The organism is Micromonospora sp. PTRAS2 (assembly GCF_054052245.1).
Genome location: NZ_JBSWBU010000003.1, coordinates 850,124 through 874,618, shown reverse-complemented (window position 1 = coordinate 874,618; position 24,495 = coordinate 850,124). Strand labels below are relative to the sequence as shown.

Below are 24,495 nucleotides of genomic sequence, written 5' to 3'. Positions count from 1 at the left end.
GGCCATCGGTGACCCCTGTCACCACGTTGTCCGTACCCCCAAGGACGAGGTGAAGCACCCATGCGTGCACCCAGGCCGAAGGTCGCTGTCGCGGCCGTCGCGGTCGCGGCCCTCGCGGTAGCAGGCTGCGCCGAGAGCAACCGCGATGACAACTCCGGCGGTAGCAAGAAGGACACCATGGTCTTCGGCGTGGCCGGCGACCCGAAGGTCCTCGACCCCAGCTTCGCCAGCGACGGCGAGTCGCTGCGCGTGGCGCGCCAGGTCTTCGAGACGCTGGTCCGGCCGGAGGAGGGTGGCACCAAGGTCACCCCGGGGCTGGCCGAGTCCTGGACCCCGGACGCCGCCGGCACCACGTGGACGTTCAAGCTGCGTTCCGGCGTGAAGTTCCACGACGGCACCGACTTCAACGCCGAGGCCGTCTGCGCCAACTTCGACCGCTGGTACAACGCGAAGGGTCTCATGCAGAGCCCCGACGTGACCGCGTACTGGCAGGACGTCATGGGCGGCTTCGCCAAGAACGAGGACCCGGAGCTGCCGCCGAGCCTCTTCAAGTCCTGCACCGCCAAGGACGCCACCACCGTGGACCTGGCGTTCACCCGGGTCTCCAGCAAGATCCCGGCCGCGCTGATGCTGCCCTCGTTCTCGATCCACAGCCCGAAGGCGCTCCAGCAGTACGACGCCAGCAACGTCGGCGGCACCGCCGAGGACATCAAGTACCCGTCGTACGCGACGGAGCACCCGACCGGCACCGGCCCGTTCAAGTTCAAGTCCTGGGACGTCGCCAACAAGACGCTCACCATCGAGCGCAACGACGACTACTACGGCACCAAGGCCAAGCTGAAGACCCTGATCTTCAAGACCATCTCCGACGAGAACGCGCGCAAGCAGGCGCTGCGCTCCGGCGACATCCAGGGGTACGACCTGGTCGGCCCGGCCGACGTCGAGCCGCTGAAGACCGAGGGCTTCAACGTCCTCACCCGCCCGGCGTTCAACGTCCTCTACCTGGCCATCAACCAGAAGGGGAACCCGAAGCTCGCCGACCTCAAGGTCCGGCAGGCGATCGCGTACGCGCTCAACCGGCAGGCGCTGGTCGACTCGAAGCTGCCCCCGGGCGCAAAGGTCGCGCTGAACTTCATGCCCGACACCGTCGAGGGCTTCAACGGCGACGTCACCAAGTACGACTACAACCCGGAGAAGGCCAAGGCGCTGCTGGCCGAGGCCGGCGCGTCGAACCTGACGCTGAAGTTCCACTACCCGACCGAGGTCACCCGGCCGTACATGCCGAACCCGAAGGACATCTTCGAGCTGCTCTCGGCGGACCTCAAGGCGGTCGGCATCAACGTCGAGGCCATCCCGCTGAAGTGGAGCCCCGACTACCTGAACGCCACCACCTCCGGCAGCAAGCACGACCTGCACTTCCTCGGCTGGACCGGTGACTACGGCGACGCCTACAACTTCATCGGCACGTTCTTCGACCGGCCGAAGGACGAGTGGGGCTTCAACAACGCCCAGCTCTTCGCCCAGTTCAAGGACGCGGACACCACCGCCGACCAGGCGGCCCGGGTGGAGAAGTACAAGGCCCTCAACAAGGCGATCATGGACCTGCTGCCGGGTGTGCCGATCTCGCACTCGCCGCCGGCGATCGTGTTCGGCAAGGACGTGACCGGGATCAAGGCGAGCCCGCTCACCGACGAGCGGTTCTCGACCGGCGAGTTCAAGTCCTGACCTGACGCAAGGACCACGGGCGGGCGCCGTTACCCACGGCGCCCGCCCGCAGCCCTCCGTACCCCTTTCGAGGCCGCCGTGTTCCGGTTCATCGTCAGACGCCTGCTCCAGCTGATACCGACGCTGTTCGGGCTCTCCCTCCTGTTGTTCATCTGGCTCCGGCGGCTGCCCGGCGGCCCCGAGACCGCCATCCTCGGCGAGCGCGGCACCCCGGAGATGCGCGCCGCCATCCGCCGCAACCTCGGCCTCGACGAGCCGATCCTGATCCAGTACGGCCGGTTCGTCCGGCGACTGATCAAACTGGACCTGGGCACCTCGACCTCCACCAAGCGCCCGGTCGTCACCGAGTTCTTCGAGCGGTTCCCCGGCACCGTCGAGCTGACCGTGATGGCCATGATCATCGCCATCGGCATCGGCATCCCGCTGGGCTACCTGGCCGCCCGCCGCCGGGGCCGGCTGTTCGACCACCTGTCGGTCGGCGGCTCGCTGATCGGCATCTGCATCCCGGTGTTCTTCCTCGCGTACGTGCTCAAGGCCCTCTTCTCGGAGAACCTCGGCTGGTTCCCGTCCAGCGGCCGGCAGGACCCGACCCTCGGCGCGACCCGGATCACCAACTTCTTCGTCCTCGACGGGCTGATGACCCGGGAGTGGGACGCCGCCGCCGACGCGCTCTGGCACCTGGTGCTGCCGGGCCTCGCGCTGGCGAGCATCCCCCTGGCGATCATCGTCCGGATCACCCGGGCCAGCGTGCTGGAGGTGCTCAACGAGGACTTCGTCCGCACCGCCGAGGCCAAGGGCCTCACCGAGTCGACGGTCCGCCGCCGGCACGTGCTGCGCAACGCCATGCTCCCCGTGGTCACCTCGATCGGCCTGCTCACCGGCGGGCTGCTCTCCGGCGCGGTGCTGACGGAGACCGTCTTCGCCTTCAGCGGCATCGGGGCGTTCGTCGCCGAGGCGATCAGCCAGCGCGACTACCCCGTGCTGATGGGCTTCATCCTGATCATCGCGGTGGTGTACGTGCTGGTGAACCTCCTCGTGGACCTCTCCTACAGCGTGATCGACCCGAGGGTGAGGGTGCGATGACGATCAGCCCCGGCAAGAAGCGCGAGAAGATCGACCGGCTCGCCGAGCTGGCCGCCCGGGACGACGAGCGCGGCGTGAGCCTCTGGCGGGAGGCGTTCCGCCGGCTGCGGCGCAACCCGGCCGCGATCGTCGGCGCGGTCATCCTGGCCCTGTTCCTGCTGATCGCCATCGTCGGCCCGTTCCTCGTCCCCTACCCGGCCGACGCCCAGCTGTGGAAGGGCGAGATCCGGGACAACATCGGCTACTTCCCGGGCCCCCGGGCCGACAACTGGTTCGGCGTCGACCACATCGGCCGCGACGAGTTCAGCCGCATGATCGTCGGTGCCCGGCAGACCCTGCTCGTCGGCGTGGTCTCCACGCTGATCGGCCTGGCCGTCGGGTCGCTCATCGGCGGCATCGCCGGGGCCAGCGCCGGCCTCGGCGGCAAGTGGGGCCGGGCCGTCGACAACACCCTCATGCGCTTCGTCGACATGCTGCTGGCCATGCCGAGCCTGCTGCTGGCCATCAGCATCGCCGCGCTGCTCGGCGCCGGCCTCACCACCGTCATGATCGCGGTCGGCGTGGTCTCCGTGCCGGTCTTCGCCCGGCTGCTGCGCGGGTCGATGATCTCCCAGTCGAACAGCGACTACGTGCTCGCCGCGACGTCGCTGGGCGTGCGGAAGCCGAAGATCGCCCTGACCCACGTGGTGCCGAACTCGCTCGCCCCCGTCATCGTCCAGGCGACGCTGACCCTGGCCACCGCGATCATCGAGGCCGCGGCGCTGTCGTTCCTCGGCCTGGGCAACAACGACGCGTCCATCCCCGAGTGGGGCGTGATGCTCGCCGACGCGCAGCGCTACCTCGACGCCGCGCCCCGGCTCGCCATCCTGCCCGCCCTCGCCATCATCGTCACCGCGCTCGGCTTCACCCTGCTCGGCGAGGCGATGCGCGAGGCCCTCGACCCGAAGCTGCGGAAGTAGGTCGGCTGTCGTGTGTGCAGCGCGAGGAGTGAGCTTGCGGGCCCCGCAGTCGCAAACGGAAGGCCGATAATGGCACTGCTCGAAGTGGACGACCTCTCCGTCACCTTCGCCCGGCGCGGTCAGCGCACCGTGCACGCCGTCGACGGGGTCTCCTTCTCCGTCGACGCGGGCGAGGTGGTCGGCCTCGTCGGCGAGTCCGGCTGCGGCAAGAGCGTCACGTCGCTGGCGATCATGGGTTTGCTGCCCAGGCAGCCCGGCCTGCGGGTCGGCGGCAGGGCCGTCTTCGACGGCACGGACCTGCTCCGGCTCGACGACCGGTCCCGGCGCGACATCCGGGGCCGGGACGTCGCGATGATCTTCCAGGATCCGCTCTCCTCGCTGAACCCGGTGATCCCGATCGGGCTCCAGGTGACCGAGGTGCTCACCCGGCACCGGGGGATGAAGGGGGAGGCGGCCCAGAAGGAGGCCGCCGACCTGCTCGACCGGGTCGGCATCCCCGACCCGCGCCGCCGGCTCAAGGAATACCCGCACCAGCTCTCCGGCGGCATGCGGCAGCGGGCCCTGATCGCCATGGCGGTGGCCTGCCAGCCCCGGCTGCTCATCGCCGACGAGCCGACCACCGCGCTCGACGTCACCATCCAGGCGCAGATCCTGGAGCTGCTCAAGGAACTGGTCCGGGACTCCGGCACCGCGCTCGTGATGATCACCCACGACCTGGGGGTGGTCGCCGGCATGTGCGACACGATCAACGTGCTGTACGCCGGCCGGGTGGTGGAGACGGCCCGCCGCCGCCCGCTGTTCCGCGAGCCGCGGCACCCGTACACCGTGGGGTTGCTCGGCTCGGTGCCGCGCCTGGACGCCGGGCGCGGCGAACGGCTCAACCCCATCCCCGGCTCGGTCCGGGACGTGCTGGCCTGGCCGGACGGCTGCGCCTTCGCCCCGCGCTGCGCGCGCCGCGTCGACGAGTGCGTGGGGGAGCCGCCGGAGCTGACGCTCACCTACGACGGCCGCAGCTACCGGTGCGTCAACCCCGCCCCGGTCCCCGGCACGCTGCCCCCGGCGGCGACCGGTGCCGGCGCGCCGACCCCCGCCACCGACGCGACCGGCGGCCCGGTGCCCGCACCGCGCGAGGAGGAGAAGCCGTGACCGAGAGCGACATCCTCGTCGAGGTGCGCGACCTGAAGGTGCACTTCCCGATCAAGCGGGGGCTGATCCTCGACCGGGTCGTCGGCCACGTCAAGGCCGTCGACGGCGTCGACCTGAGCATCCCGCGCGGCAAGACGTACGGGCTGGTCGGCGAGTCCGGCTGCGGCAAGTCCACCCTCGGCCGGGCGCTGCTCCAGCTCACCCCGCCCACCGGCGGCGAGGTCCGCTTCGACGGCGTCGAGCTGACCACCCTCGCGGCGGGGAAGCTGCGCACCATCCGCCGCCGGATGCAGATGATCTTCCAGGACCCGATGTCGAGCCTCGACCCCCGGCAGAACGTCGAGTCGATCCTCACCGAGGGGTTGCAGACCCACGGCATCGGCACCGACCGCGACGACCGGCGGCGGATCATCGGCGAGACCCTCGACGCCGTCGGGCTGCCCCGGTGGGCGCTGTCCCGCTACCCGCACGAGTTCTCCGGCGGCCAGCGGCAGCGCATCGGCATCGCCCGGGCCCTCGTGCTCGGCCCCGAGCTGATCGTCGCCGACGAGCCCGTCTCCGCCCTGGACGTCTCCATCCAGGCCCAGGTGGTGAACCTGCTCGACGAACTCCAGGACAACCTGGGCCTGACGTACCTGGTGATCGCGCACGACCTGGCCGTGGTCAAGCACATCTCCGACGTCGTCGGCGTCATGTACCTGGGCGCGCTGGTCGAGGAGGCGCCGAGCGACCGGCTCTACAGCGAGCCGCTGCACCCGTACACGCGGGCGCTCATGTCGGCCGTGCCCGTGCCGGACCCGGACGTCGAGGACCGGCGGGAACGCATCCTGCTCGCCGGTGACCTGCCCTCGCCGGCCAACCCGCCGTCGGGCTGCCGCTTCCACACCCGCTGCCCGTGGGCCCAGCCGACCCGCTGCGCCGACGAGCGGCCGGCGCTGCGGGAGATCGGCGGCAGCCGGGTCGCCTGCCACTTCGCGGAGCGGATCGCCACCGGCGAGCTGCGCCCGCACAAGGTGAGCGCCCAGATCGTGCGGCCCGAGGGCGAGGGCGAGGACCCGGCGGTCGTCTCGGCCCCCACGGAACCCGGCTCCTACGTCTGAGGTGCAAGGAAGGGCCCCCTGTTAACGCATTCTGCATAGCAGGGGGCCCCTGTTAACACCTGTGGCCGGTCTGCCCTCCGGGCGTTCAGCTCGGCGGGCGGTCAGCCCTCCGGGCGGTGGAGCAGGCCGACGGCGATCGTGTGCACAGCGTCCAGCCCGGCCGGATCGGCCAGCGGGGCCCGCCCGCCGGTGACGGCGTACCACTCGTCGGCCTCCCGGTACTGCACGCGCAGGGCGACCTGGCCGTCGGCGTACTCGGTGCGCAGGGTCAGCTCGCCGGTCACCACGCCGACCTCGTCGGTCATCACGCCGCCGGGGCCGGGCACGATGTCGGCCGTACGGCTCGACGCTTCGCCCCCGGTAGCGCCCGCGTCCGGGGCCTGCCCCGGTGCCGGTGCCGCCCCGGCCTCGCCCGTCACGGCTTGCTCGCCCATGTGCAGCCCCCCAACATGTCGGACAGGGCGGCCTTCTCGGCACTGGTCACCGTCAGCCGCCAGTGGTGCTTCACCGTCACCCAGTCCTCGGCGTACTGGCACCAGTACGACCGGTTCGCCGGCTTCCACTGCGACGGATCCTGGTCACCCTTGGACCGGTTGGAGGACGCCGAAACGGCGATGAGCTGCGGTCGCGTGAGATCGTTGGCGAAGTCGCCCCGCTTGGCGTCGTCCCACTCGTCGGCACCCGAGCGCCACGCGTTGGCCAGCGGGACGGTGTGGTCGATGTCCACGTCGGAGGGGTCGGTGAACGTCCGCCCGTCGTACACGCTCTCCCAGCGGCCCGCGACCACGTTGCAGCCGGAGAACCGGATGTCCTTGCCGTCCCGCTTCAGCACGCTGTCGCGTACGTCGCAGTTCTTGCCGGTGTCCCGCCAGTGCGGGAAGCGGCTGCGGCTGTAACCCTTCATCGACGCGGCGCTCGCCACGGTGAGCTGGTCGAGCATCTGCCCGACGTTGCCCCCGCCGCCGCTGGGCGCGGCCTCCGGCTCGTCGACCACCTCGCAGCCGGCGGTCGCGACGGCCAGCGCCACGGCGAGCGCGGCGACCACGGCCGCGCGACGTCCTGATCTGGTACGCACAGACGACACCTCTCCAGCTTGCGGGCTCCCGGCGATTGCGCACAGTACCCCGGCACCGTTTCCATGATTCGTGGCGTCCGGCAAATCGGCCGGAGGAACACTGGTACCCGTGACCGCACCCACACCGCCCCACGCCCCCGCGCTCCGGATGGGCACCCCCGCCGGCCGGGGCACCCTGCTCGCCGCCATCCTCGCCTCCGGCATGGTCTTCCTGGACAGCACGGTGGTCAACGTCGCACTGCCCCGCCTCGGTGCGGACCTCGGCGCCACCGTGGCCGGTCTCCAGTGGACCGTCAACGGCTACCTGTTGATGCTGGCCGCGTTCGTGCTGCTCGGCGGCGCGCTGGGCGACCGCTTCGGGCGGCGGCGCGTCTTCCTCCTCGGGGTGGTCTGGTTCGCCGTCGCCTCCGCGCTGTGCGGCCTGGCCCAGGGCACCGGCTGGCTGATCGCGGCCCGCTTCCTCCAGGGCGCCGGCGGCGCGCTGCTCACCCCCGGCTCGCTGTCGGTGCTCCAGTCCAGCTTCCACCCGGACGACCGGGGCCGGGCCATCGGCACCTGGTCCGGGCTGGCCGGGGTCTCCACCGCGCTCGGCCCGTTCGTCGGCGGCTGGCTGATCGACGCCCTGTCCTGGCGGTGGATCTTCTTCATCAACCTGCCGCTGGCCGTGCCGGTGGTGCTCGCCGCGCTGCGCTGGGCACCCGAGAGCCGCGACGTCGACGCCTCGCGTACCGGATCGGGCCGGCGGCGGTTCGACGTGGCCGGCGCGCTGCTCGGCGCGCTCGGCCTCGGTGGCGTGACGTACGCCCTGATCGACGCACCGGCCCGCGGGGTGACCTCGCTGCCGGTGCTGGCGTCGGTGCTGGTCGGCGTGCTCGCCGCCGTGGCGTTCGTGCTGGTGGAACGCCGCCGGGGCGACACCGCGATGCTGCCCACCGGCCTGTTCGGCAGCCGGCTCTTCTCGGTGCTGAACGTCTTCACGGTGGTGGTGTACGCGGCCCTCGGCGGGTTCACCTTCTTTCTCTCCGTCTACCTGCAGAACGTCGTCGGCTGGTCGGCCATGCTCACCGGCCTGGCCACCGTGCCGATGACGGTGCTGCTGCTGGTCGGCTCGTCGCGGGCCGGCGCGCTGTCGGCCCGGATCGGGCCCCGGCTGCCGCTGACGATCGGGCCGGTCGTGGCCGCGCTCGGCCTGCTGCTGTTGCGCGGGGTGTCCCCGGGCGCGTCGTACTGGACGGACGTGCTGCCCGGGGTGACCCTCTTCGGCCTCGGCCTCACCCTCGTGGTGGCCCCGCTGACCGCCTCGGTGCTGGCCGCCGTGGCGGACCGGTTCGCCGGGGTGGCCAGCGGGTTCAACAACGCCGCGTCGCGGGCCGGCGGCCTGCTCGCGGTGGCCGCGCTGCCGCTGCTGGTCGGGCTGAGCGGCACCGGGTACGAGCAGGCGGCGGCGCTGACCGACGCGTTCCGGGGGGCGATGCTCTGGTGCGCGGGCGGGCTGCTGGCGGGCGCGGCGATGGCCGGCCTGCTGATCCACCGCCCCAGGTGAGCGGCAGCGCTCGTTAGGAAGGGCCCCCTGCTATGCAGAATGCGTTAACAGGGGGCCCTTCCTTGCACCTCAGGCGCGGGCGCGGTTGACGGCGCTGGTGACCGCCTTCACGGAGGCGGTGACGATGTTCGCGTCCACCCCGACGCCCCACACCGTGCGACCGTCCACCTCGCACTCGACGTACGCGGCGGCCTGTGCGTCGCCGCCGGAGGAGAGCGCGTGCTCGTGGTAGTCGAGCACCCGTACCGCCACGCCCACCGACTCCAGCGCGTTGACGTACGCGTCGATGGGGCCGTTGCCGACGGCGGTCAGCGACCGGGTGTCCGACCCGCCGACGCCGACCCGGGCCTCGATCTCGACCTTGCCGTCGACGGTGCCGATGGCGTAGCCGGCCAGCGTCAGCGCCGGGTCGCTCTGGTGGTCGACCAGGTAGTGCCCGGCGAAGATGTCCCACATGGTGCCGGGGTCGACCTCGCCGCCGCCGTGGTCGGTGACCTGCTGGACCACGCCGGAGAACTCGATCTGCAGGCGGCGGGGCAGGTCGAGCTGGTGCTCGCTCTTCATGATGTACGCGACGCCGCCCTTGCCGGACTGCGAGTTGACCCGGATGACCGCCTCGTAGGTGCGGCCCAGGTCCTTCGGGTCGACCGGCAGGTAGGGCACGGCCCAGGCGAAGTCGTCGACCGGCACCCCGGCCGCCGCCGCGTCGGCGTGCAGGGCGTCGAAGCCCTTCTTGATGGCGTCCTGGTGGGAGCCGGAGAAGGCGGTGTAGACCAGGTCGCCCGCGTACGGGTGGCGCTCGTGCACCGGCAGCTGGTTGCAGTACTCGACGGCCCGCTTGACCTCGTCGATGTTCGAGAAGTCGATCATCGGGTCGATGCCCTGGGAGAACAGGTTGAGCCCCAGCGTCACCAGGTCGACGTTGCCGGTGCGCTCGCCGTTGCCGAACAGGCAGCCCTCGATCCGGTCCGCGCCGGCCAGCAGGCCCAGCTCGGCGGCGGCCACGCCGGTGCCCCGGTCGTTGTGCGGGTGCAGGCTCAGCACCAGGCTGTCGCGGCGGGGCAGGCGGCGGTGCATCCACTCGATCGAGTCGGCGTACACGTTGGGGGTGGCCATCTCGACGGTCGCCGGCAGGTTGATGATCAGCTTGCGGTCCGGGGTCGGGTCGATCACCTCGATCACCGCCGAGCAGACCTGGAGCGCGTACTCCAGCTCGGTGCCCGTGTACGACTCCGGAGAGTATTCGTAGTAGATCTCCGTGTCGGGGGTGTGGATCTCCGCGTACTTCTGGCAGAGCCGCGCGCCGCTGGTGGCGATGTCGGTGATGCCGTCCCGGTCCAGGCCGAAGACCACCCGACGCTGGAGCGTGGAGGTCGAGTTGTAGAAGTGCACGATCGCCCGCTTCGCGCCGCGCAGCGACTCGAACGTCCGCTCGATCAGGTGCTCCCGGCACTGGGTGAGCACCTGGATGGTCACGTCGTCGGGGATCAGGTCCTGCTCGATGAGCTGCCGGACGAAGTCGTAGTCGGTCTGGCTGGCCGACGGGAAGCCGACCTCGATCTCCTTGTAGCCCATCTGCACCAGCAGCTGGAACATCCGGCGCTTGCGCTCGGGGGACATCGGGTCGATCAGGGCCTGGTTGCCGTCGCGCAGGTCCACGGCGCACCAGCGGGGCGCGGCCTCGACGTGCCGCGTCGGCCAGGTGCGGTCGGGCAGGTCGATCCGGAACTGCTGCTGGTAGGGCTGGTAGCGGTGGTGCGGCATCCGGCTGGGGCGCTGCCGGGCGAAGGGATCAGCGTCGGTGTCGGAGGTGGTGGCGGGTTGAGCCATGGCGGAGTGTTCCCCCTGAGTCAGGTGGCGTCAGCAATCGGAAGGCCGGCGACGGTGCGGCAGCGGCGGCTGGGCCGGTGCGGCGACGGTGCCGGGGCCGGCGCGGGGCGCCGACGGGAGGTTCGGATCTGCTGGACGGCGCGCTTCGACTCCGCGACGAGGTGCCGGCCGGTCAGGCCTCGTCGCGGCGACCAAGGAGAAGGTACGCCCGCCACATGACAGAGTGACCCTACGTGATGGGACGGGGGGTGGGAAGGCCGGTCCGCAGATTGAGACGGGAGTCGCAACCGGCGGATATTCCGGCAGCTCGGACGCGGTGCCACCGGACGCTGGGTGGCCGGGTCCCGTCCCAGCCTGGCGTCACGCTCGGCCCAGCTCGGGCCGGCAATCGTCGACGCTCAGCGCAGCAGCAGGTCGGCCAGGGGCCGGCGGCGGCGCAGGCCGACCTCCTGTGCCCGCAGCGCGGTGGGCAGGCTGGACGGGTCGCCGAGCCGGCCCACCGCCGCCACCACCAGCGGGCGGACGCCGGCCGGCAGGTCCAGGTCGGCGGCGAGCCCGGTGTGGTCGAAGCCGGCGATCTGGCGCACGTAGAGCCCGAGCGCGGTGGCCTGCACGGTCAGGTGGGCCACCGCCTGCCCCAGGTCGTACGCCGCGCCGGTGCCGGCGTCGCGGGCGACGCCGGTCACGGTGGTGCCGCTCGCCGCGGTGCCGGCGGTGAGGTGGGCGCCGAGCAGCAGGGCGGCGGCGTGCCGGGCCCACGGCTGGTCGTCGGAGGGGAGGTTGACCAGGATGCGTTTCCAGGTCTCGTCGTCCCGGTGGCCGAGGGCGAACCGCCACGGCTGACCGTTGCCTGCGGAGGGTGCCCAGCGGGCCGCCTCCAGCAGCGAGGCGGCCTCGTCGGCGGTCAGCGTGGCGGCGGGGTCGAACGCCCGGGGACTCCAGCGGAACGCGAGCAGCGGGGTCAGGTCAGCCATGGATGAAGCATCCCGTATCGGACTTTTTGCCCCGTAATGCGGGTCGGGTGAATGTGGCCGGAGCCACCCGTAACGGACGGCCGGTCAGGGCGTTGCCGTGCCAGACGGAGCCGGCTCCGGCGGGGACTCCGCCGAGGACTCCGCCGTGGGCTCCGGCGCGGCGACGCCGAGCGGCTCGCCGTCGGTGACCGGGCCGGCCAGCTGCACCGTCGCGGGCCCCGGGCCGGCCGGCCCGGCCAGGACGAGCGTGCCGCCGGTGGTCCGCACCGCCGTCGGGGTGCCGTCCGGGGCGTAGCAGTAGATGCCGACGTCCAGCGGGGCGTTCAGCGAGGCCGAGGTGGTGTCGACCGAGTAGCAGGACCCGCTCGCCCCCTGCGGCGGCCGGGCCGGGGAGACCGCGAGCGGGGCCCGCCGGTCGGTGAGCACCTCCAGCCAGTCGGTGAACGGGTGCTGCACCCGGGGGTCCAGCCGGTGCGGGACGGCGTCCGTCGGGTCGCCGAGGCGTACGCAGCTCGCCGGCTCCGGCCGGCCCGCCGACGGCAGGCCGCACTGGTAGAGCCCGTCGGCCGTGGCGGCGAGCGACACGTCCGCCGTGCCGCCCAGCGCCCCGCCCGGCACGTCCACCCGCCAGGTGCCGTCGGCGGCGCTGGTCACCACGATCGAGTGGTCGGAACCGGTGCCGTCGGCCAGGGTGTAGCGGGCGGTGAAGCTCCGGTCCTGGGCCGCCGCGGCCAGGGCGGCCAACTCGTCGCGGGCGGCGTCGGCGGCGGCGGGCGCGGGGTCGGTGGGCGTCGGCGGGGCCGGCGCGGGGGCCGGATCGTCGGCGCAGGCGGCGAGCAGGGCCGGCAGGACGGCGAGCGCCGCGACGCCGGTCAGCCGCCGGGCCGGCGGGACGGGCGCGGGGATGCCGGTGCGGTGTGGGGCCGGCGGGGTGGGCGTGGGGACGCCGGTCGGACGCCGGGCCGCGCGGAGGTGGGCGTGCACCGGGTCATTCTGCGGTGCGCGGGCCGCGCCCGGGACCCCGCCGACGCCGATGCGCGGGCGTGTCGCGTACCCCCTGGCGGGCTGGTGAGGGCACGGCCCGGCCAGCCGGGCGGGCCGGATGGTGGGATCACCTGACCCGGCCTTCCGGGCCGCCGGATACCCTGATGGGGTCTGACAAGGTGCCACCGGCTGGTTGCCGGCGGTGCGACACGTCGAAGGACGCGGGGAGGGAGTGCACCGTCGTGGCACTCGTGGTGCAGAAGTACGGCGGATCCTCCGTCGCCAACGCCGAGCGGATCAAGCGGGTGGCCGAGCGCATCGTCGCCGCCCGCAAGGCCGGCGACGACGTGGTCGTGGTGGTCTCCGCCATGGGCGACACCACCGACGAGCTGCTCGACCTGGCCAACCAGGTGAGTCCGCTGCCGCCGGGCCGCGAGCTGGACATGCTGCTCACCGCCGGGGAGCGGATCTCCATGGCGCTGCTCGCCATGGCCATCCACAACCTGGGGTACGAAGCCCGCTCGTTCACCGGCTCGCAGGCCGGCGTGATCACCACCTCGGTGCACGGCAAGGCGCGGATCATCGACGTCACCCCGGGGCGGCTCAAGGGCGCGCTCGACGAGGGCGCGGTGGTCATCGTCGCCGGCTTCCAGGGCGTCTCGCAGGACACGAAGGACGTCACCACGCTGGGCCGGGGCGGCTCGGACACCACGGCCGTGGCGCTCGCCGCCGCGCTGCACGCCGACGTCTGCGAGATCTACACCGACGTCGACGGCATCTTCACCGCCGACCCCCGGATCGTGCCGAACGCCCGGCACATCCGCCACGTCACCTACGAGGAGATGCTGGAGCTGGCCGCCTGCGGCGCGAAGGTGCTGCACCTGCGCAGCGTCGAGTACGCGCGCCGCGCGGGGCTGCCGATCCACGTCCGCTCGTCATACTCGACCAACACCGGCACGATGGTCACCGGATCGATGGAGGACCTTGCTGTGGAACAGGCACTGATCACCGGCGTCGCCCACGACCGCAGCGAGGCGAAGATCACGATCGTCGGGGTGCCGGACGAGCCGGGCGCCGCCGCGCGGATCTTCGACACCGTCGCCAGCGCCGAGATCAACATCGACATGATCGTGCAGAACGTCTCCACCGAGGGCACCGGCCGCACGGACATCTCGTTCACCCTGCCCAAGACCGACGGCCCGACCGCCATGGCCGCGCTCAGCAAGATCCAGGAGCCGGTCAAGTTCAAGGGCCTGCTCTACGACGACCACGTCGGCAAGGTCTCGCTCATCGGCGCGGGGATGCGGTCGCACCCGGGCGTCGCGGCCGGCTTCTTCGCCGCCCTCGGCGCTGCCGGCGTCAACATCGAGATGATCTCCACCTCCGAGATCCGGGTCTCCGTGGTCTGCCGGGACACCGACCTCGACAAGGCCGTCCGGGCCATCCACGACGCCTTCGAGCTGGGCGGCGACACCGAGGCCATCGTCTACGCGGGGACCGGGCGGTAACGCCGTGCCGGCGCGGCCCACCCTCGCCGTGGTCGGGGCGACCGGTGCCGTCGGCACCGTCATGTGCGAGCTGCTGTCGTCGCGGCGCGACGTGTGGGGCGAGATCCGGCTGATCGCCTCCGAGCGGTCGGTCGGGCGGCGGGTGCGCTGCCGGGGCGAGGAGCTGACCGTCGGGGCGCTCACCCCGGAGGCGTTCGACGGCGTCGACGTGGCCATGTTCGACGTGCCCGACGACGTCTCCGCCGAGTGGGCCCCGGTCGCGGTGTCCCGGGGCGCGGTGGCGGTCGACAACTCCGGCGCGTTCCGGATGGACCGCGACGTCCCGCTGGTCGTCCCCGAGATCAACCCCGAGCAGGTGCGCAACCGGCCGAGGGGCATCGTCGCCAACGCCAACTGCACCACCCTCGCGATGATCGTGGCGATCGCCCCGCTGCACCGCGAGTACGGGCTGCGCGAGCTGGTCCTGGCGTCCTACCAGGCGGTCTCCGGGGCGGGGCAGGCCGGCGTGGACGCGCTGCACCTCCAGCTCGGCAAGATCGCCGGGGACCGGGTGCTCGGCTCCCGCCCCGGCGACGTGCGGCAGGCGGTCGGCGACGAGCTGGGGCCGTTCCCCGCCCCGCTGGCGCTCAACGTGGTGCCCTGGGCCGGCTCGCTCGCCGACGGTGGGTGGTCGTCCGAGGAGCTGAAGATGCGCAACGAGTCGCGCAAGATCCTCGGCCTGCCCGACCTCAAGGTCTCCGCGACCTGCGTACGGGTGCCGGTGGTGACCGGCCACTCCGTGGCCGTGCACGCCGTCTTCGCCACCGAGGTCGACGCCGAGGGCGCCCGGGAGGCCCTGCGCAACGCCCCCGGCGTGATCCTGGTCGACGATCCGGCCGCGGGGGAGTTCCCGATGCCGATCGACGCCGTGGGCACCGACCCGTCCTGGGTCGGCCGCATCCGCCGCGCCGTCGACGACCCGCGCGCCCTCGACCTCTTCGTCACCGGCGACAACCTGCGCAAGGGCGCGGCCCTCAACACCGCCCAGATCGGCGAGCTGCTGGCCAAGGAGCTGACCGCCCGCTGACGCCCCGCGCGCCGGTGGGGGCGGTCGGATGGTGAGGCGCTCAGGCGCGGTGTGTCCCGCCCACCGGCGGCCGGCGCTCAGGCGCGGTGGGTTCGCTCAGGCGGCGGCCAGGCGGACGCCGTCGCGCCCCTGGCGCTTGACCGCGTAGAGGGCCTGGTCGGCGCGGCGCAGGGTCTGCTCGGGCGACTCGCCCGGCCGGGGCAGGGCGACGCCGACGCTGATCGTGCGGCCGGTGCCCCGCGCCGCCTCGGCCAGCCGCTCGGCGATGCGCACCGCCTCCTCGGGGCGGTTCACCTCGATCACGGCGACGAACTCGTCCCCGCCGATCCGGTACAGCTCGTCGCCCTGGCGCAGCGCCGCCTCCAGCGCCCGGGCCAGCCCCACCAGCAGCCGGTCCCCGGCCTGGTGGCCGTACGTGTCGTTGACCGCCTTGAAGCCGTCCACGTCGATGGCCAGCAGCGCCGTACGCCCCGGGGTGGCCCGCGCGATCCGCTGCCCGAACGGCCCGGTGTGCCGCAGCCCGGTCAGCGGGTCGGAGCTGGCCTGCTCGCGCAGCCGCGCCAGCGTACGCAGCCGGTCCAGGCACGTCCACGCCTGCCCGGCGAGCAGCTCCATCAGGTTGACCGTCGTCGGGTCGGGCCGCAGCAGCCGCTCGTCGGCGACCAGCAGCACCCCTCCGCCGTCGGGCGGCCCGACGGGCACCGCCACCAGGGTGCGCACCCCGGCGTCGGCGAGCGGCCGGTATTCCTCCGTGGGCGGGTGCCCCGCCTCGCCGAGGGTGTAGCCGGCGCCGTGCCGGTGGGCGCGGGTCACCATCCGGTGCAGGGCCGGCGCGCCCGCCTCGGTCAGCTCGGCCCGGATGCGGGACTCCAGCTCGCCCGGTGCGCCGGTGGGTGCGCCCAGCCGGGGGCCCCTCCCGCCGCCGGACAGCAGCAGCACGGCCGCGGAGAGGGTGGAGACCTCCCGGGCCGCGCAGATGGCGGTCGTCATCAGGTCCCACTCGGTGGGGGCGGCGGTCAGCGCGGCGGCGTGCCGCAGCAGCTTCTCGCTGCGGGTCTCGGCGGGCGGGCCGCCCAGCGCGGTGATCCGCGCGCCGAGCCGGGCGGCGACGCGTTCGGCGGTCTCCCGCCACGCGTCCAGCTCGACCGGGTCGGACCACTGGAGGTCGAGCACCCCGATCGGCCGGCCCGCCGGGTCGAGGACCGGCACGCAGACCTCGGCGGTCACGTCGGGGCGTACCGGGAGGTAGTCGGGGTCGGCGGCCACGTCCTCGACGGTGGCGGGCTCGCCGGAGGCGTACACCCGGCCGACGACGCCGGCCTTCGGCGGGACGGTGGCGAAGACCTGCCACGCGCCGGTGGCGGCGACGCAGCGCAGCCGGTCGCGCACCTGGAGCAGCACGGAGATCGTGGCCGGCGCGTAGCGGGCCAGCGCGGTGACGGTCCACTGGCACGCCTCGACGGCGGTCGACGCCATCGGCAGGCGGACCGTGACGTCCCGGACGACCCGGTGGTGATCTACGCGCACGTGGTTCCTGACAGGGAAGGGAAGCGGCCCGACCAAGCGTACTCACCGCAGCTCAGCAGGCTGCCACCAAGATCATTTGCTTCGTACACATGTGCTATCCACAGGCTGTGGACGCGGCCTGTGGACGGGGCCGTGGGCCGAGGGCGGCGGCGATAGCCTGAAGGCACCGGTCGACCTGGAGGCACGCGATGCTCATCGCCCAGCTCAGCGACACCCACCTCACCACCGGTCCGCTCGCCGCCGAGCCCGCCGCCGCGCTGCACCGGGCGCTCGGCCGGGTGCTCGGCCTGCGCCCCCGACCCGACCACGTTGTCATCGCCGGCGACCTCACCGAGCACGGCAGCCCCGAGGAGTACGTCGCGCTGCGCGACCTGATCGCCCGGTTCCCGGTGCCGGTGCACCTCGTCGCCGGCAACCACGACGACCGCGAGTCGCTGCTCGACATCTTCGGCGGCACCCCGCACCTCGGCGGCGGCTACCTCCCCCACTACGCCGTCGAGCAGCCCGACGCGACCATCGTCATGCTCGACTCCGTCAGCCCCGGCGAGCCGGCCGGCCGGCTCGGCCCCGAGCAGCTCGCCTGGCTCGACGAGACGCTCGCCCGCCGACCCGGGCTGCCCGCCGTCGTCTGCCTGCACCACCCACCGGTCCCGGTGGGCCTGCCCTACCTCGACGGCATGCGCCTGCTCGACGGCGACGACCTCGCCACGGTGGTGGCCGCCCACCCGCACGTCGTCCGGGTCGTCGCCGGGCACGTGCACCGCCCCGTCACGGTCGGCTTCGCCGGCACGGTGCTGACCACCGCGCCGAGCACCTGGCGGCAGTCGTCGCTCACCCTCGACGAGGGCGACGAGATGGGGTACGCCCTCGAACCCACCGCCTTCCTGCTGCACCTCGTCGCCGACGGCGGCTGCGTCACCCACACCGTGCAGGTGAGCCACGCGGCGGCCCGCACCGGCGCGTACTGACCGGATGGACGAACTTCTCTGGTACGTCGCCTACGGCTCGAACATGCACGCCGACCGGCTCGGCTGGTATCTGGGCGGGGGCCGGCCGCCGGGCGGGCTGCGGACGTACCCCGGATGTCGGGACTGCCGGCCGCCCCGCCGGTCGGCGGCGGTGCTGGTGCCCGGCGGCATCTACTTCGCCGGGGAGTCCCGGGCCTGGACCGGCGGGATGGCCTTCTACGATCCGGCGCTGCCCGGCACGGCGGCGGCGCGGGCCTGGCTGCTCACCCGCGAGCAGTTCGCCGACGTCGCCGCGCAGGAGATGTACCGGGAGCCCGGCGCCGACCTCGACCTGATCGGGGCCGCGGTCACCCACGGCCGGGCCACCCTCGGCCCGGGGCGCTACGAGACGCTGCTGTGCACCGGGCTCCGCGACGGCGTGCCCATGCTGACCTTCACCGCACCGTGGCGGGCGGCGGACGTCGAGTGGACCGCCCCCGCCCCCGGATACCTCGCGATGCTCGCCGCCGGCCTGCGCGAGGCGCACGGCTGGGCACCGGCGCGCATCGCCGGCTACCTGGTGGGCCGCCCCGGCGTCGCCGACCGCTGGGACCCTCGGGCCGTCGACTCGTTGGTGGTGGCCACACTCGCCGGGTGAGGCTCGCCCGCCCGGGACGTGCCCCGGTACTGCCGTTCGCGTCACGCTGTGTCGCCGTTCGCCCCGTGCTCTCCCGCCGTTCGCGTCACGCTGCGTCGCCGTTCGCGCGGTCCCTCGGCACCGTTCGGCCGCGATCGGTGGGCCCTGCGGGCGTAGTTGCCGGCGCGGGTGTCGAACCATCCACAGTGGCCGTCCGACGCCGATAGCCTCTGCTCACGTTCCGCGCCGGCACCCGTCGAGGGCCAGCCGTCAGCATGTGGGGGATCGTGTTGAAGAAGAGGCTGACCGGCATCGCCGTCGCTCTCGCCGTCACCGTCGGTGGCTCGCTCACCCTGGCCGCGCCCGCGCAGGCCGCCACCCCGGCGATCCAGATCACCAAGGCCTACTACAACTCGCCGGGCACCGACGACCGGTCGAACAGCAGCCTGAACGCCGAGTACGTGAAGCTGACCAACCGCAAGACCACGACCGTCAACCTCAAGTCGTGGACGCTGCGCGACAAGTCGAGCCACATCTACAAGTTCACCAGCGACTTCAAGCTCGCCGCCGGGGCCAGCGTCACCATCCACACCGGCAAGGGCACCAACACCTCGACCCACCGGTACTGGGGGTCGGGCGCGTACATCTGGAACAACACCGGCGACACCGCGTACGTGCGCGACACGGCGGGCAAGACCATCGACTCCTGCTCGTGGGGGAGCAGCGGCAGCTACACCAACTGCTGACGATGTCTGTTGGTCGGCCGGCTCTCATGAGGGGGGAGCCGGCCGCCAGCGTCCGGCCCGCTTGGTGGGTCTGCCATCCTGGGAGCGATGACGACGACCTGGCGACACCTGCCCGCGCCGGCCCGCGAGATCGCCCGGGCAGCCACCGACGCCGTGGCCGCCGCCCGGGTCCGGGACACCGAGGCGTACGACGAGGCGGTCGACCGGCTCGCCGGGGCGGACCGGTCCGGGCTGGTCCTCGGCGCGGTGGTCCGCCTGCTGCTGGAGGAGACCCACCCCGACGGGCTGGACGGCGACGACGTCCGGCAGGTGCTGGAATCGTGCGTGCGGGGCGCGGCGACCTGGCGGCCTGACGTCGACCCGCACGTGGTGCTGGTGCTGCTGGCCGGCGCGCTCGGCGTGTACGACCCGGGCGACGACCCCACCCCGCCCGACCCGGCCGCGCTGGCCCGGCACGCGCCGCTGCTCCTCGCCGACCTGCTGGCCGCGAGCGCTTCGGAAGGGCCTCCGGCTGCGCCGGACCGGCCGCTCGACGGCCTGCTGGCCGCCGCGTTCGCCGAGATCCGGCGCACCGAGCTGAACGACTGAGGCGTACGCGTGCTGCTCCGGGACGTCGACGCCGGCGACGTCGAGGCATACCGCCGGATGCTGCTCGACCGCTGAGCCATCCTCGGTCAGTCGTCATTCGAGGGTTCGCGAAGCGTTCACCTGCGGGTCCTGGTTGTGGGAATGTCGCCTCTGTCTATATACATGAGAGACGATGCATCCCGCCTACCCGGACGGAGCACCATGAACCGCACGCCGCGCGTGGCCGCGACCACCCTCGCCGCCGCCCTCGCCGCAACCGTTGGCCTGGCCGACCCCGCCTGGGCCGCCAGCTACTCCGCGCCCCTGCAGACCGCCGTCGCGGCCCTGCCGGTGGCCACCGAGATCCGCACCGGCTACAGCCGGGACCTCTTCCCGCACTGGATCGACGCCGACGGCGACGGCTGCAACACCCGCAACGAGGTGCTGCTCGCCGAGGCGGTCACCGCGCCCACCGTCAGCGGCACCTGCACCCTCTCCGGCGGGCGCTGGTACTCCTACTACGACAACGCCTACTGGACCGCCACCGGCGATGTCGACATCGACCACATGGTGCCGCTCGCCGAGGCGTGGGACTCCGGGGCTCGCAACTGGTCCACCAGCCGCCGCCAGGCATACGCCAACGACCTGGACGACTCGCGTTCGCTGGTCGCGGTGACCGACAACGTCAACCAGTCCAAGGGCGACCAGGACCCGGCCACCTGGATGCCGTCGTACAGCTCCGCCCGCTGCCGCTACGTCAACGAGTGGGTGGCCACCAAGACCCGCTGGCGGCTCACCGTCGACACGGCCGAGAAGGACGCGCTCACGAGCTGGGCGAACTCCTGCCCCAACGTCACCATCTCGGTGACGTACGCGTACTGACCCGCCGTACCGCCCTGCGCTTCGTTTGGCGCTCGCTCTGCCATGGCCAAGCGATGGCTGGCACTTTTCGCGGCGCCTAATTCCACGTCTTCGGAGTGTAGAGACAGCTGCTGCGCCTGCCGCTGAGGCCGGCGACCAACCTCGTCTCGGAACAATGATCAGCCGTGGATGGCTTCCGGTGCCCTGGTCTGCGGGTTCTAATGATCGCGTGCCTAAGCTCCCTCTCCCCTCCCTCCTCTACTACCTGCGGTTCCCCCTTTGGATCTTCGTGTTGCTCGTGCTGTTGTTCGCCGGTCTCCCTGTGCTGTTGTTGGTCGATCAACGCGAGTTCGGTGCGGCGATCCTGGTGCTAGTCAGCAACGTCTACGCGGTCAACCTCGGCCGCCTGCTTCTCGCCAGGAAGCTTCTCGGGGAGGCGAGGGTGACGCCCGAGGACTTGGCTTGAACAACTTCAACACCTTTGCTGTGCTCGCTAGCGATCCCGTGCCGGTGGACCTGGCAGTGGTCGAGCTGTTGATCGGCTGGCAGTTGCAGCGGGTCGGCGGCCGACTGCTGCAAAGGAGACCAAGACGCAGACCTCGGACGCCAGGGCTCCGCTGCGGGACATCCTCGCGGCGGCGCTCAACCTTCGCCAGCAGGAATGCACCAGGGGCCACTCCTATCGATGGAGAGTGGCCCCTGACCTCTGTCGGGGTGGCCGGATTCGAACCGACGACCTCTTCGTCCCGAACTGGCGGCGAGCCGGTCGGATCGGGTGTCATCCGAGGTCATCCGGCGTGCTGAGGGTCGTCCCGGTCCGGTGTGGCCGGCTGGGCTGCTGTACTCCGCTGCTGTACTTCCTCGGCGGTGTCGATGACGTTGCGGGCGGCTGCGGCCACGGTGCATCCCGACGTCCGGCAGATCGGGCAGCGCCCGTCGGTGCCGGGTTGGTGGTCGCGGAGGATCTGGCGGGCGGTGAGGGCCAGCCGGTTGCGGATCTGGGCCAGGGAGAGGAACGGCGCGGTCATGGTCAGGTCACCCCGAGGACGACGGCGAGTTGGATGATGGTGGCCGGGGCGTGTGGGTGTCGGGCGACCTGGGCGACGATGGTGCGGGCGGCGGGGCGGTGGCGCACCTCGGCCGGTGCCGTCCGGTCGGCCTCGACCAAGGCCCGCGCCGCGTTGGTGGGGTCGTCGGTGTAGAGGTAGGCGCGGGCGGCGTCGAGGAGGTGCGCGGCGCGGTGTTCGGCAGGTAGCCACCGCCATCCCACCCGCTTGGTGGCTCTCCTGTGCCAGATGACCGCTTCGTGGGTGTTGCCGAGGTCGAGAGCGGCGGCGACCCGGGCCAGGTCGACCGCTGCCGGTCCGAACGCGGTCCGGTGGTGGTCCTGACCGTCGCCGACACGAGTGGCCATGGCGGCAGCCTCGTCGATCAGGTCGGCGGCGGTGCGGTCGTCGCCGTGGCGGGCGGCGGCCAGGGCCGCCTGGACGAGCAGCGTTCCGTACAGCGACAGCTCCGGCGGTTGCGCGTCGTCGGGGTCGGCCGGGGCGATCCGGTACGCGGCGGCCCGGGCCGCCGACACGGCTGCCTGTGTCCGCCCGTAGGCGCGGAGCGCCTGGCCGAGTTGCACGGTGGCGGCGGCCACCAGGATGGGATCGCCGGTGGCGGTGAGCATGGCCCGGTCGGCGGCCAACCAGGCAAGCTCGGTCTCGCCCAGCTTCGTCAGCAGCGACGCGGTCACCCGGTACGCCTCCACCAGCGTTGCCCGCGCCTGCTCAGGGTCGGCGGCGTGCGCGCGCTGCGCGCCGGCCAACAGCTCCGGGACCATCGCGGTCACCCGCGCGTACCGGGCGTACTGGAAGCTGACCCACGTGTGGGCAGCATCCCGCGCGAGTTGATCCGCCGCCACCACGGCACGGTCGGTCACCACGTGGCCCACCGCGATGTCGTACGTCGACAGGGCCTCCCGGACCTGTTCGACGCCCTCGACCCGACCGGTCACGTCGGCGGGCTGGGTGTCCCGGCCCAGCAGCACCGCCGCGTCGATCCGCAGCACGGCGGCGATGTCGTGGAGGGTCGAGACCCGGTCGAGGGACCGGACGCCCCGCTCGACCTTGTCCACCCAGCTCTTGGACTTGCCGAGCCGATCGGCGAACACCTGCTGCGACAACTGCCGCCGCCCCCGCCAGTACGCCACCCGACGGCCCACCGGCAACAGCTCAAGGCCGTTCACGACGCCACCGCCGGTCGGGCACCGCCCGGGTGGTCTCCTCGGCCGGTATCCGTTCCTGCTCGGCCTGCGCCAGGATCCGCCGTCGGGCGGCTTCCCGTTCCGCCTGCTGGATCTGCTCGCCCCTGCTGCCCTCGACCGGACCGGTGTCGCCCATTCCCCACCTCCGCTGGTAGGGGCGCGACGGCGTGCTCATGGAAGGACCAACACCGCCGCGCCCGGCTCCAAGCGGGTCACGGCGCTCTGGTGGTGTGCTCGCGCCGATTCCGCTCTCGCTCACAGCATTGAGCGATCGGCCGGTTACTCAAAGGTGTCGGTTGTCCGCTGGGCGGTTCGGCTGTCCTCTGTCAGTTGGCGGGCCGGTATGCCTCGTACACCTCGCGCAGCGCCGACACCTCTGTCGTGTCGGTCTGCTCGACCCTTCGCAGCACCTCGCGTGCCCGCCACCAGTTCGACGGTGCCACCCGCCCGGAACGGATCGCCTCGGCGGCGACGGCGCTTGCCTCGTCGGGCTGGTCGGCGGCCACCAACGCCAGGGCCAGGTCGAGGCGGGCAGACGCGGACCGCCGTGGCCGGTCACCCCCGTCGCCGCGTGGGTCCAACTCCGCCAACGCCACCCGGGCCACCTGCTCGGCAGCCGGGTCACCCGCCCATGACAGCGTCGTCGCCGTGTACGCCAGCGCCTTCGTCGGGTCGTACCGGTAGTGATGCTCGGCCCGCTCCGGCACGGGCAGGTTCGCGGTCAACCGTTCCAGGCGGTCCAGCGCGTCACGGGTCCGCCGCACGTCACCCACGCGCGCCCACCCCCGCGCTTCCTGGGCCGTCGCCTGGATGTGCGCCGAGCTGCCCCGAGGTGCCATCTCTTGGGCCTGCTGAGACAGGTCGATCGCCTGCCGATGCTCGCCCTGGGTGAGCCGGTCCCACGCGCGGGTCTCCAGACACCACGCCTGGATCTCCGCATGCTCGGCGTGTTCGGCGAGCGCCGCAGCAGCGAGCAGGTGCGCGCCGGCTGCGGAACCCTGCCGAAGGTCGATGTGCACCGTCGCACGCAGCACAGTCAACCAGCCGGCGGCAACGACCAGCCGCCGCCGCTGCACCAGACTCCCCCGGCTATCCAGCAGCCGGCCCACGTACGCCAGGTGCCTGCGCACCATCGGAAGCAGATCCACCGGCGGGGTCGTCGCGTACGCGCTCGCCAGGTCGTCAACGCTGGCCTCGATGCGGGCGAGCGTCTCGGCGCTCACATCACTGGCCCGCACCCGGGCAAGCAACTCGTCGGCCTCAGCATCATGGTCGACAGGCTGACCAACGAGCCGCGCGAGCGCGCCGCCAGCCTGAAGGACCTCATCGAGATGCCGGGCCGTCTCGGGCGTTGGAGCCTTGACACCCGTCTCCAGATCATGGAGATGGCTCTTGCCCCGGTGCGCGAGCTGCCCGAGCGCCCGCAGCGACAGACCCCGCTCGGCACGCAGAGCCCGTAACTGGGCCCCGAAACGCGGATCGACGTGCGACACAACGGCGCTCCCAGCCGGAATGACGAACCCGCTCAGCTTTAGTCAGCGGACAACCACTACTGACGGTACATCGAGACTGATGGAAAGTAGCGACCGCCGCTCGCGGACCCGGCCGGTCACCGCTTGACGATGATCTATGGCGTCGCTGTGCATCCTGCATGCCCCGACGCCGACGAGAGTGAGTGGCACTCGCTTCCCGCCGGACCCTCACCACGCGCCCCAGGCAACGCCTCCTTGGCGCACTACTCGGCCGCGGCCCAGCCGATAAGGACCCCACACCGACCCCCGTCGGGGGGATGCGGTCTGAACCTGTCGACCGCTGTCAACTGGCGGTGTTCCGCGTCGCTGAGCAGGTGCCGAACGCCCTCGGTTTAGGTTCGGGGTTGACCTGTGTCGACGCTCGCGCTGCCTTCTTGCTGCCTCGCCCGTCTGACCACTCGTTTGTAAGTTCTGGGCGCGTCGTCCGGCGTCCC

Annotated in this window: 24 protein-coding genes; 14 read left to right on the top strand and 10 right to left on the bottom strand. The window is 72.4% G+C overall.

Features of this window, described 5'->3' with window-relative positions; all coding sequences use genetic code 11:
- Positions 1–60: 60 nt before the first annotated feature.
- The 5 genes from ACVMYR_RS14845 (at position 61) to ACVMYR_RS14825 (ending at position 6,013) form a co-directional block, all read left to right on the top strand.
- Positions 61–1,725 (top strand): ABC transporter substrate-binding protein, encoded by a 1,665-nt coding sequence (locus ACVMYR_RS14845; protein ID WP_077937955.1) that lies wholly within the window; start codon positions 61–63, stop codon positions 1,723–1,725.
- A gap of 78 nt (positions 1,726–1,803) precedes the next feature.
- Positions 1,804–2,808 (top strand): ABC transporter permease, encoded by a 1,005-nt coding sequence (locus tag ACVMYR_RS14840; protein ID WP_043964889.1) that lies wholly within the window; start codon positions 1,804–1,806, stop codon positions 2,806–2,808.
- Entirely contained in the window at positions 2,805–3,767 is a 963-nt protein-coding gene (locus ACVMYR_RS14835) for an ABC transporter permease (RefSeq protein ID WP_077937956.1), read from the top strand. The genes ACVMYR_RS14840 and ACVMYR_RS14835 overlap by 4 nt, the downstream gene beginning before the upstream one ends.
- Positions 3,768–3,836: 69 nt before the next feature.
- On the top strand, positions 3,837–4,913 hold the full coding sequence (locus tag ACVMYR_RS14830) for an ABC transporter ATP-binding protein (protein WP_457122027.1): 1,077 nt from the start codon (positions 3,837–3,839) through the stop codon (positions 4,911–4,913).
- Entirely contained in the window at positions 4,910–6,013 is a 1,104-nt protein-coding gene (locus tag ACVMYR_RS14825; protein ID WP_457122026.1) for an ABC transporter ATP-binding protein, read from the top strand. The genes ACVMYR_RS14830 and ACVMYR_RS14825 overlap by 4 nt, the downstream gene beginning before the upstream one ends.
- A gap of 101 nt (positions 6,014–6,114) precedes the next feature.
- Here the strand turns inward: ACVMYR_RS14825 and ACVMYR_RS14820 are convergent, their stop codons facing one another.
- Complete coding sequence (locus ACVMYR_RS14820; protein WP_077937958.1) at positions 6,115–6,447, bottom strand: hypothetical protein; 333 nt, start codon at positions 6,445–6,447, stop codon at positions 6,115–6,117.
- Entirely contained in the window at positions 6,429–7,088 is a 660-nt protein-coding gene (locus ACVMYR_RS14815) for an HNH endonuclease family protein (protein ID WP_077937959.1), read from the bottom strand. The genes ACVMYR_RS14820 and ACVMYR_RS14815 overlap by 19 nt, the downstream gene beginning before the upstream one ends.
- 148 nt (positions 7,089–7,236) lie before the next feature.
- Between ACVMYR_RS14815 and ACVMYR_RS14810 the strand changes: the two genes are divergently transcribed.
- Positions 7,237–8,631 (top strand): MFS transporter, encoded by a 1,395-nt coding sequence (locus ACVMYR_RS14810; protein ID WP_396789692.1) that lies wholly within the window; start codon positions 7,237–7,239, stop codon positions 8,629–8,631.
- A 69-nt stretch (positions 8,632–8,700) separates the two neighbouring features.
- Here the strand turns inward: ACVMYR_RS14810 and leuA are convergent, their stop codons facing one another.
- The 3 genes from leuA to ACVMYR_RS14795 form a co-directional block, all read right to left on the bottom strand.
- The gene (leuA, locus tag ACVMYR_RS14805) at positions 8,701–10,461 is read right to left on the bottom strand and encodes a 2-isopropylmalate synthase (RefSeq protein ID WP_457122025.1); all 1,761 of its coding nucleotides are present in this window, start codon (positions 10,459–10,461) and stop codon (positions 8,701–8,703) included.
- Positions 10,462–10,859: 398 nt separating this feature from the next.
- Positions 10,860–11,435, bottom strand: a complete 576-nt coding sequence (locus tag ACVMYR_RS14800) for a nitroreductase family protein (RefSeq protein ID WP_457122024.1) — start codon at positions 11,433–11,435, stop codon at positions 10,860–10,862.
- A gap of 84 nt (positions 11,436–11,519) precedes the next feature.
- Complete coding sequence (locus tag ACVMYR_RS14795; RefSeq protein ID WP_457122023.1) at positions 11,520–12,419, bottom strand: hypothetical protein; 900 nt, start codon at positions 12,417–12,419, stop codon at positions 11,520–11,522.
- 242 nt (positions 12,420–12,661) lie between these two features.
- On the opposite strand from ACVMYR_RS14795, the gene ACVMYR_RS14790 reads away from it, so the two are divergent.
- Together ACVMYR_RS14790 and ACVMYR_RS14785 are read left to right on the top strand one after the other, a co-directional pair.
- The gene (locus ACVMYR_RS14790; protein ID WP_077937963.1) at positions 12,662–13,927 is read left to right on the top strand and encodes an aspartate kinase; all 1,266 of its coding nucleotides are present in this window, start codon (positions 12,662–12,664) and stop codon (positions 13,925–13,927) included.
- A gap of 4 nt (positions 13,928–13,931) precedes the next feature.
- Positions 13,932–14,993 (top strand): aspartate-semialdehyde dehydrogenase, encoded by a 1,062-nt coding sequence (locus ACVMYR_RS14785; protein ID WP_043964903.1) that lies wholly within the window; start codon positions 13,932–13,934, stop codon positions 14,991–14,993.
- 96 nt (positions 14,994–15,089) lie between these two features.
- Here the strand turns inward: ACVMYR_RS14785 and ACVMYR_RS14780 are convergent, their stop codons facing one another.
- On the bottom strand, positions 15,090–16,469 hold the full coding sequence (locus ACVMYR_RS14780) for a GGDEF domain-containing protein (protein ID WP_431892420.1): 1,380 nt from the start codon (positions 16,467–16,469) through the stop codon (positions 15,090–15,092).
- 239 nt (positions 16,470–16,708) lie between these two features.
- Here ACVMYR_RS14780 and ACVMYR_RS14775 point away from each other — a divergent pair, with 239 nt between their 5' ends.
- The 6 genes from ACVMYR_RS14775 (at position 16,709) to ACVMYR_RS14750 (ending at position 20,744) form a co-directional block, all read left to right on the top strand.
- A complete protein-coding gene (locus ACVMYR_RS14775; RefSeq protein ID WP_457122022.1) occupies positions 16,709–17,488 on the top strand; it encodes a phosphodiesterase in 780 nt (259 codons plus the stop codon).
- Between the two features lie 4 nt (positions 17,489–17,492).
- Complete coding sequence (locus ACVMYR_RS14770; RefSeq protein WP_457122021.1) at positions 17,493–18,125, top strand: histone deacetylase; 633 nt, start codon at positions 17,493–17,495, stop codon at positions 18,123–18,125.
- 266 nt (positions 18,126–18,391) lie between these two features.
- Positions 18,392–18,850: a lamin tail domain-containing protein gene (locus ACVMYR_RS14765; protein WP_228986650.1), complete on the top strand. Its 459-nt coding sequence runs from the start codon at positions 18,392–18,394 to the stop codon at positions 18,848–18,850.
- 87 nt (positions 18,851–18,937) lie between these two features.
- Positions 18,938–19,438, top strand: a complete 501-nt coding sequence (locus ACVMYR_RS14760; protein WP_457122020.1) for a hypothetical protein — start codon at positions 18,938–18,940, stop codon at positions 19,436–19,438.
- Positions 19,439–19,639: 201 nt separating this feature from the next.
- The gene (locus ACVMYR_RS14755) at positions 19,640–20,299 is read left to right on the top strand and encodes an HNH endonuclease family protein (protein WP_457122019.1); all 660 of its coding nucleotides are present in this window, start codon (positions 19,640–19,642) and stop codon (positions 20,297–20,299) included.
- A gap of 208 nt (positions 20,300–20,507) precedes the next feature.
- Positions 20,508–20,744 carry a hypothetical protein gene (locus tag ACVMYR_RS14750; RefSeq protein ID WP_431892378.1) on the top strand — a complete coding sequence of 79 codons (237 nt, stop codon included), beginning with the start codon at positions 20,508–20,510 and terminating at the stop codon, positions 20,742–20,744.
- 322 nt (positions 20,745–21,066) lie between these two features.
- On the opposite strand, the gene ACVMYR_RS14745 is transcribed toward ACVMYR_RS14750, so the two are convergent.
- The 4 genes from ACVMYR_RS14745 to ACVMYR_RS14730 all read right to left on the bottom strand — a co-directional run bounded on the left by ACVMYR_RS14745 (position 21,067) and on the right by ACVMYR_RS14730 (position 24,022).
- Positions 21,067–21,306 carry a hypothetical protein gene (locus ACVMYR_RS14745; protein WP_457122018.1) on the bottom strand — a complete coding sequence of 80 codons (240 nt, stop codon included), beginning with the start codon at positions 21,304–21,306 and terminating at the stop codon, positions 21,067–21,069.
- 2 nt (positions 21,307–21,308) lie between these two features.
- A complete protein-coding gene (locus ACVMYR_RS14740) occupies positions 21,309–22,511 on the bottom strand; it encodes a helix-turn-helix domain-containing protein (protein ID WP_457122017.1) in 1,203 nt (400 codons plus the stop codon).
- Entirely contained in the window at positions 22,498–22,665 is a 168-nt protein-coding gene (locus ACVMYR_RS14735; RefSeq protein WP_457122016.1) for a hypothetical protein, read from the bottom strand. Before ACVMYR_RS14735 ends, ACVMYR_RS14740 begins: the two co-directional genes overlap by 14 nt.
- A gap of 190 nt (positions 22,666–22,855) precedes the next feature.
- Positions 22,856–24,022, bottom strand: coding sequence for a helix-turn-helix domain-containing protein (locus tag ACVMYR_RS14730; protein WP_457122015.1), 1,167 nt, complete (start codon positions 24,020–24,022; stop codon positions 22,856–22,858).
- Between the last annotated feature and the right edge of the window lie 473 nt (positions 24,023–24,495).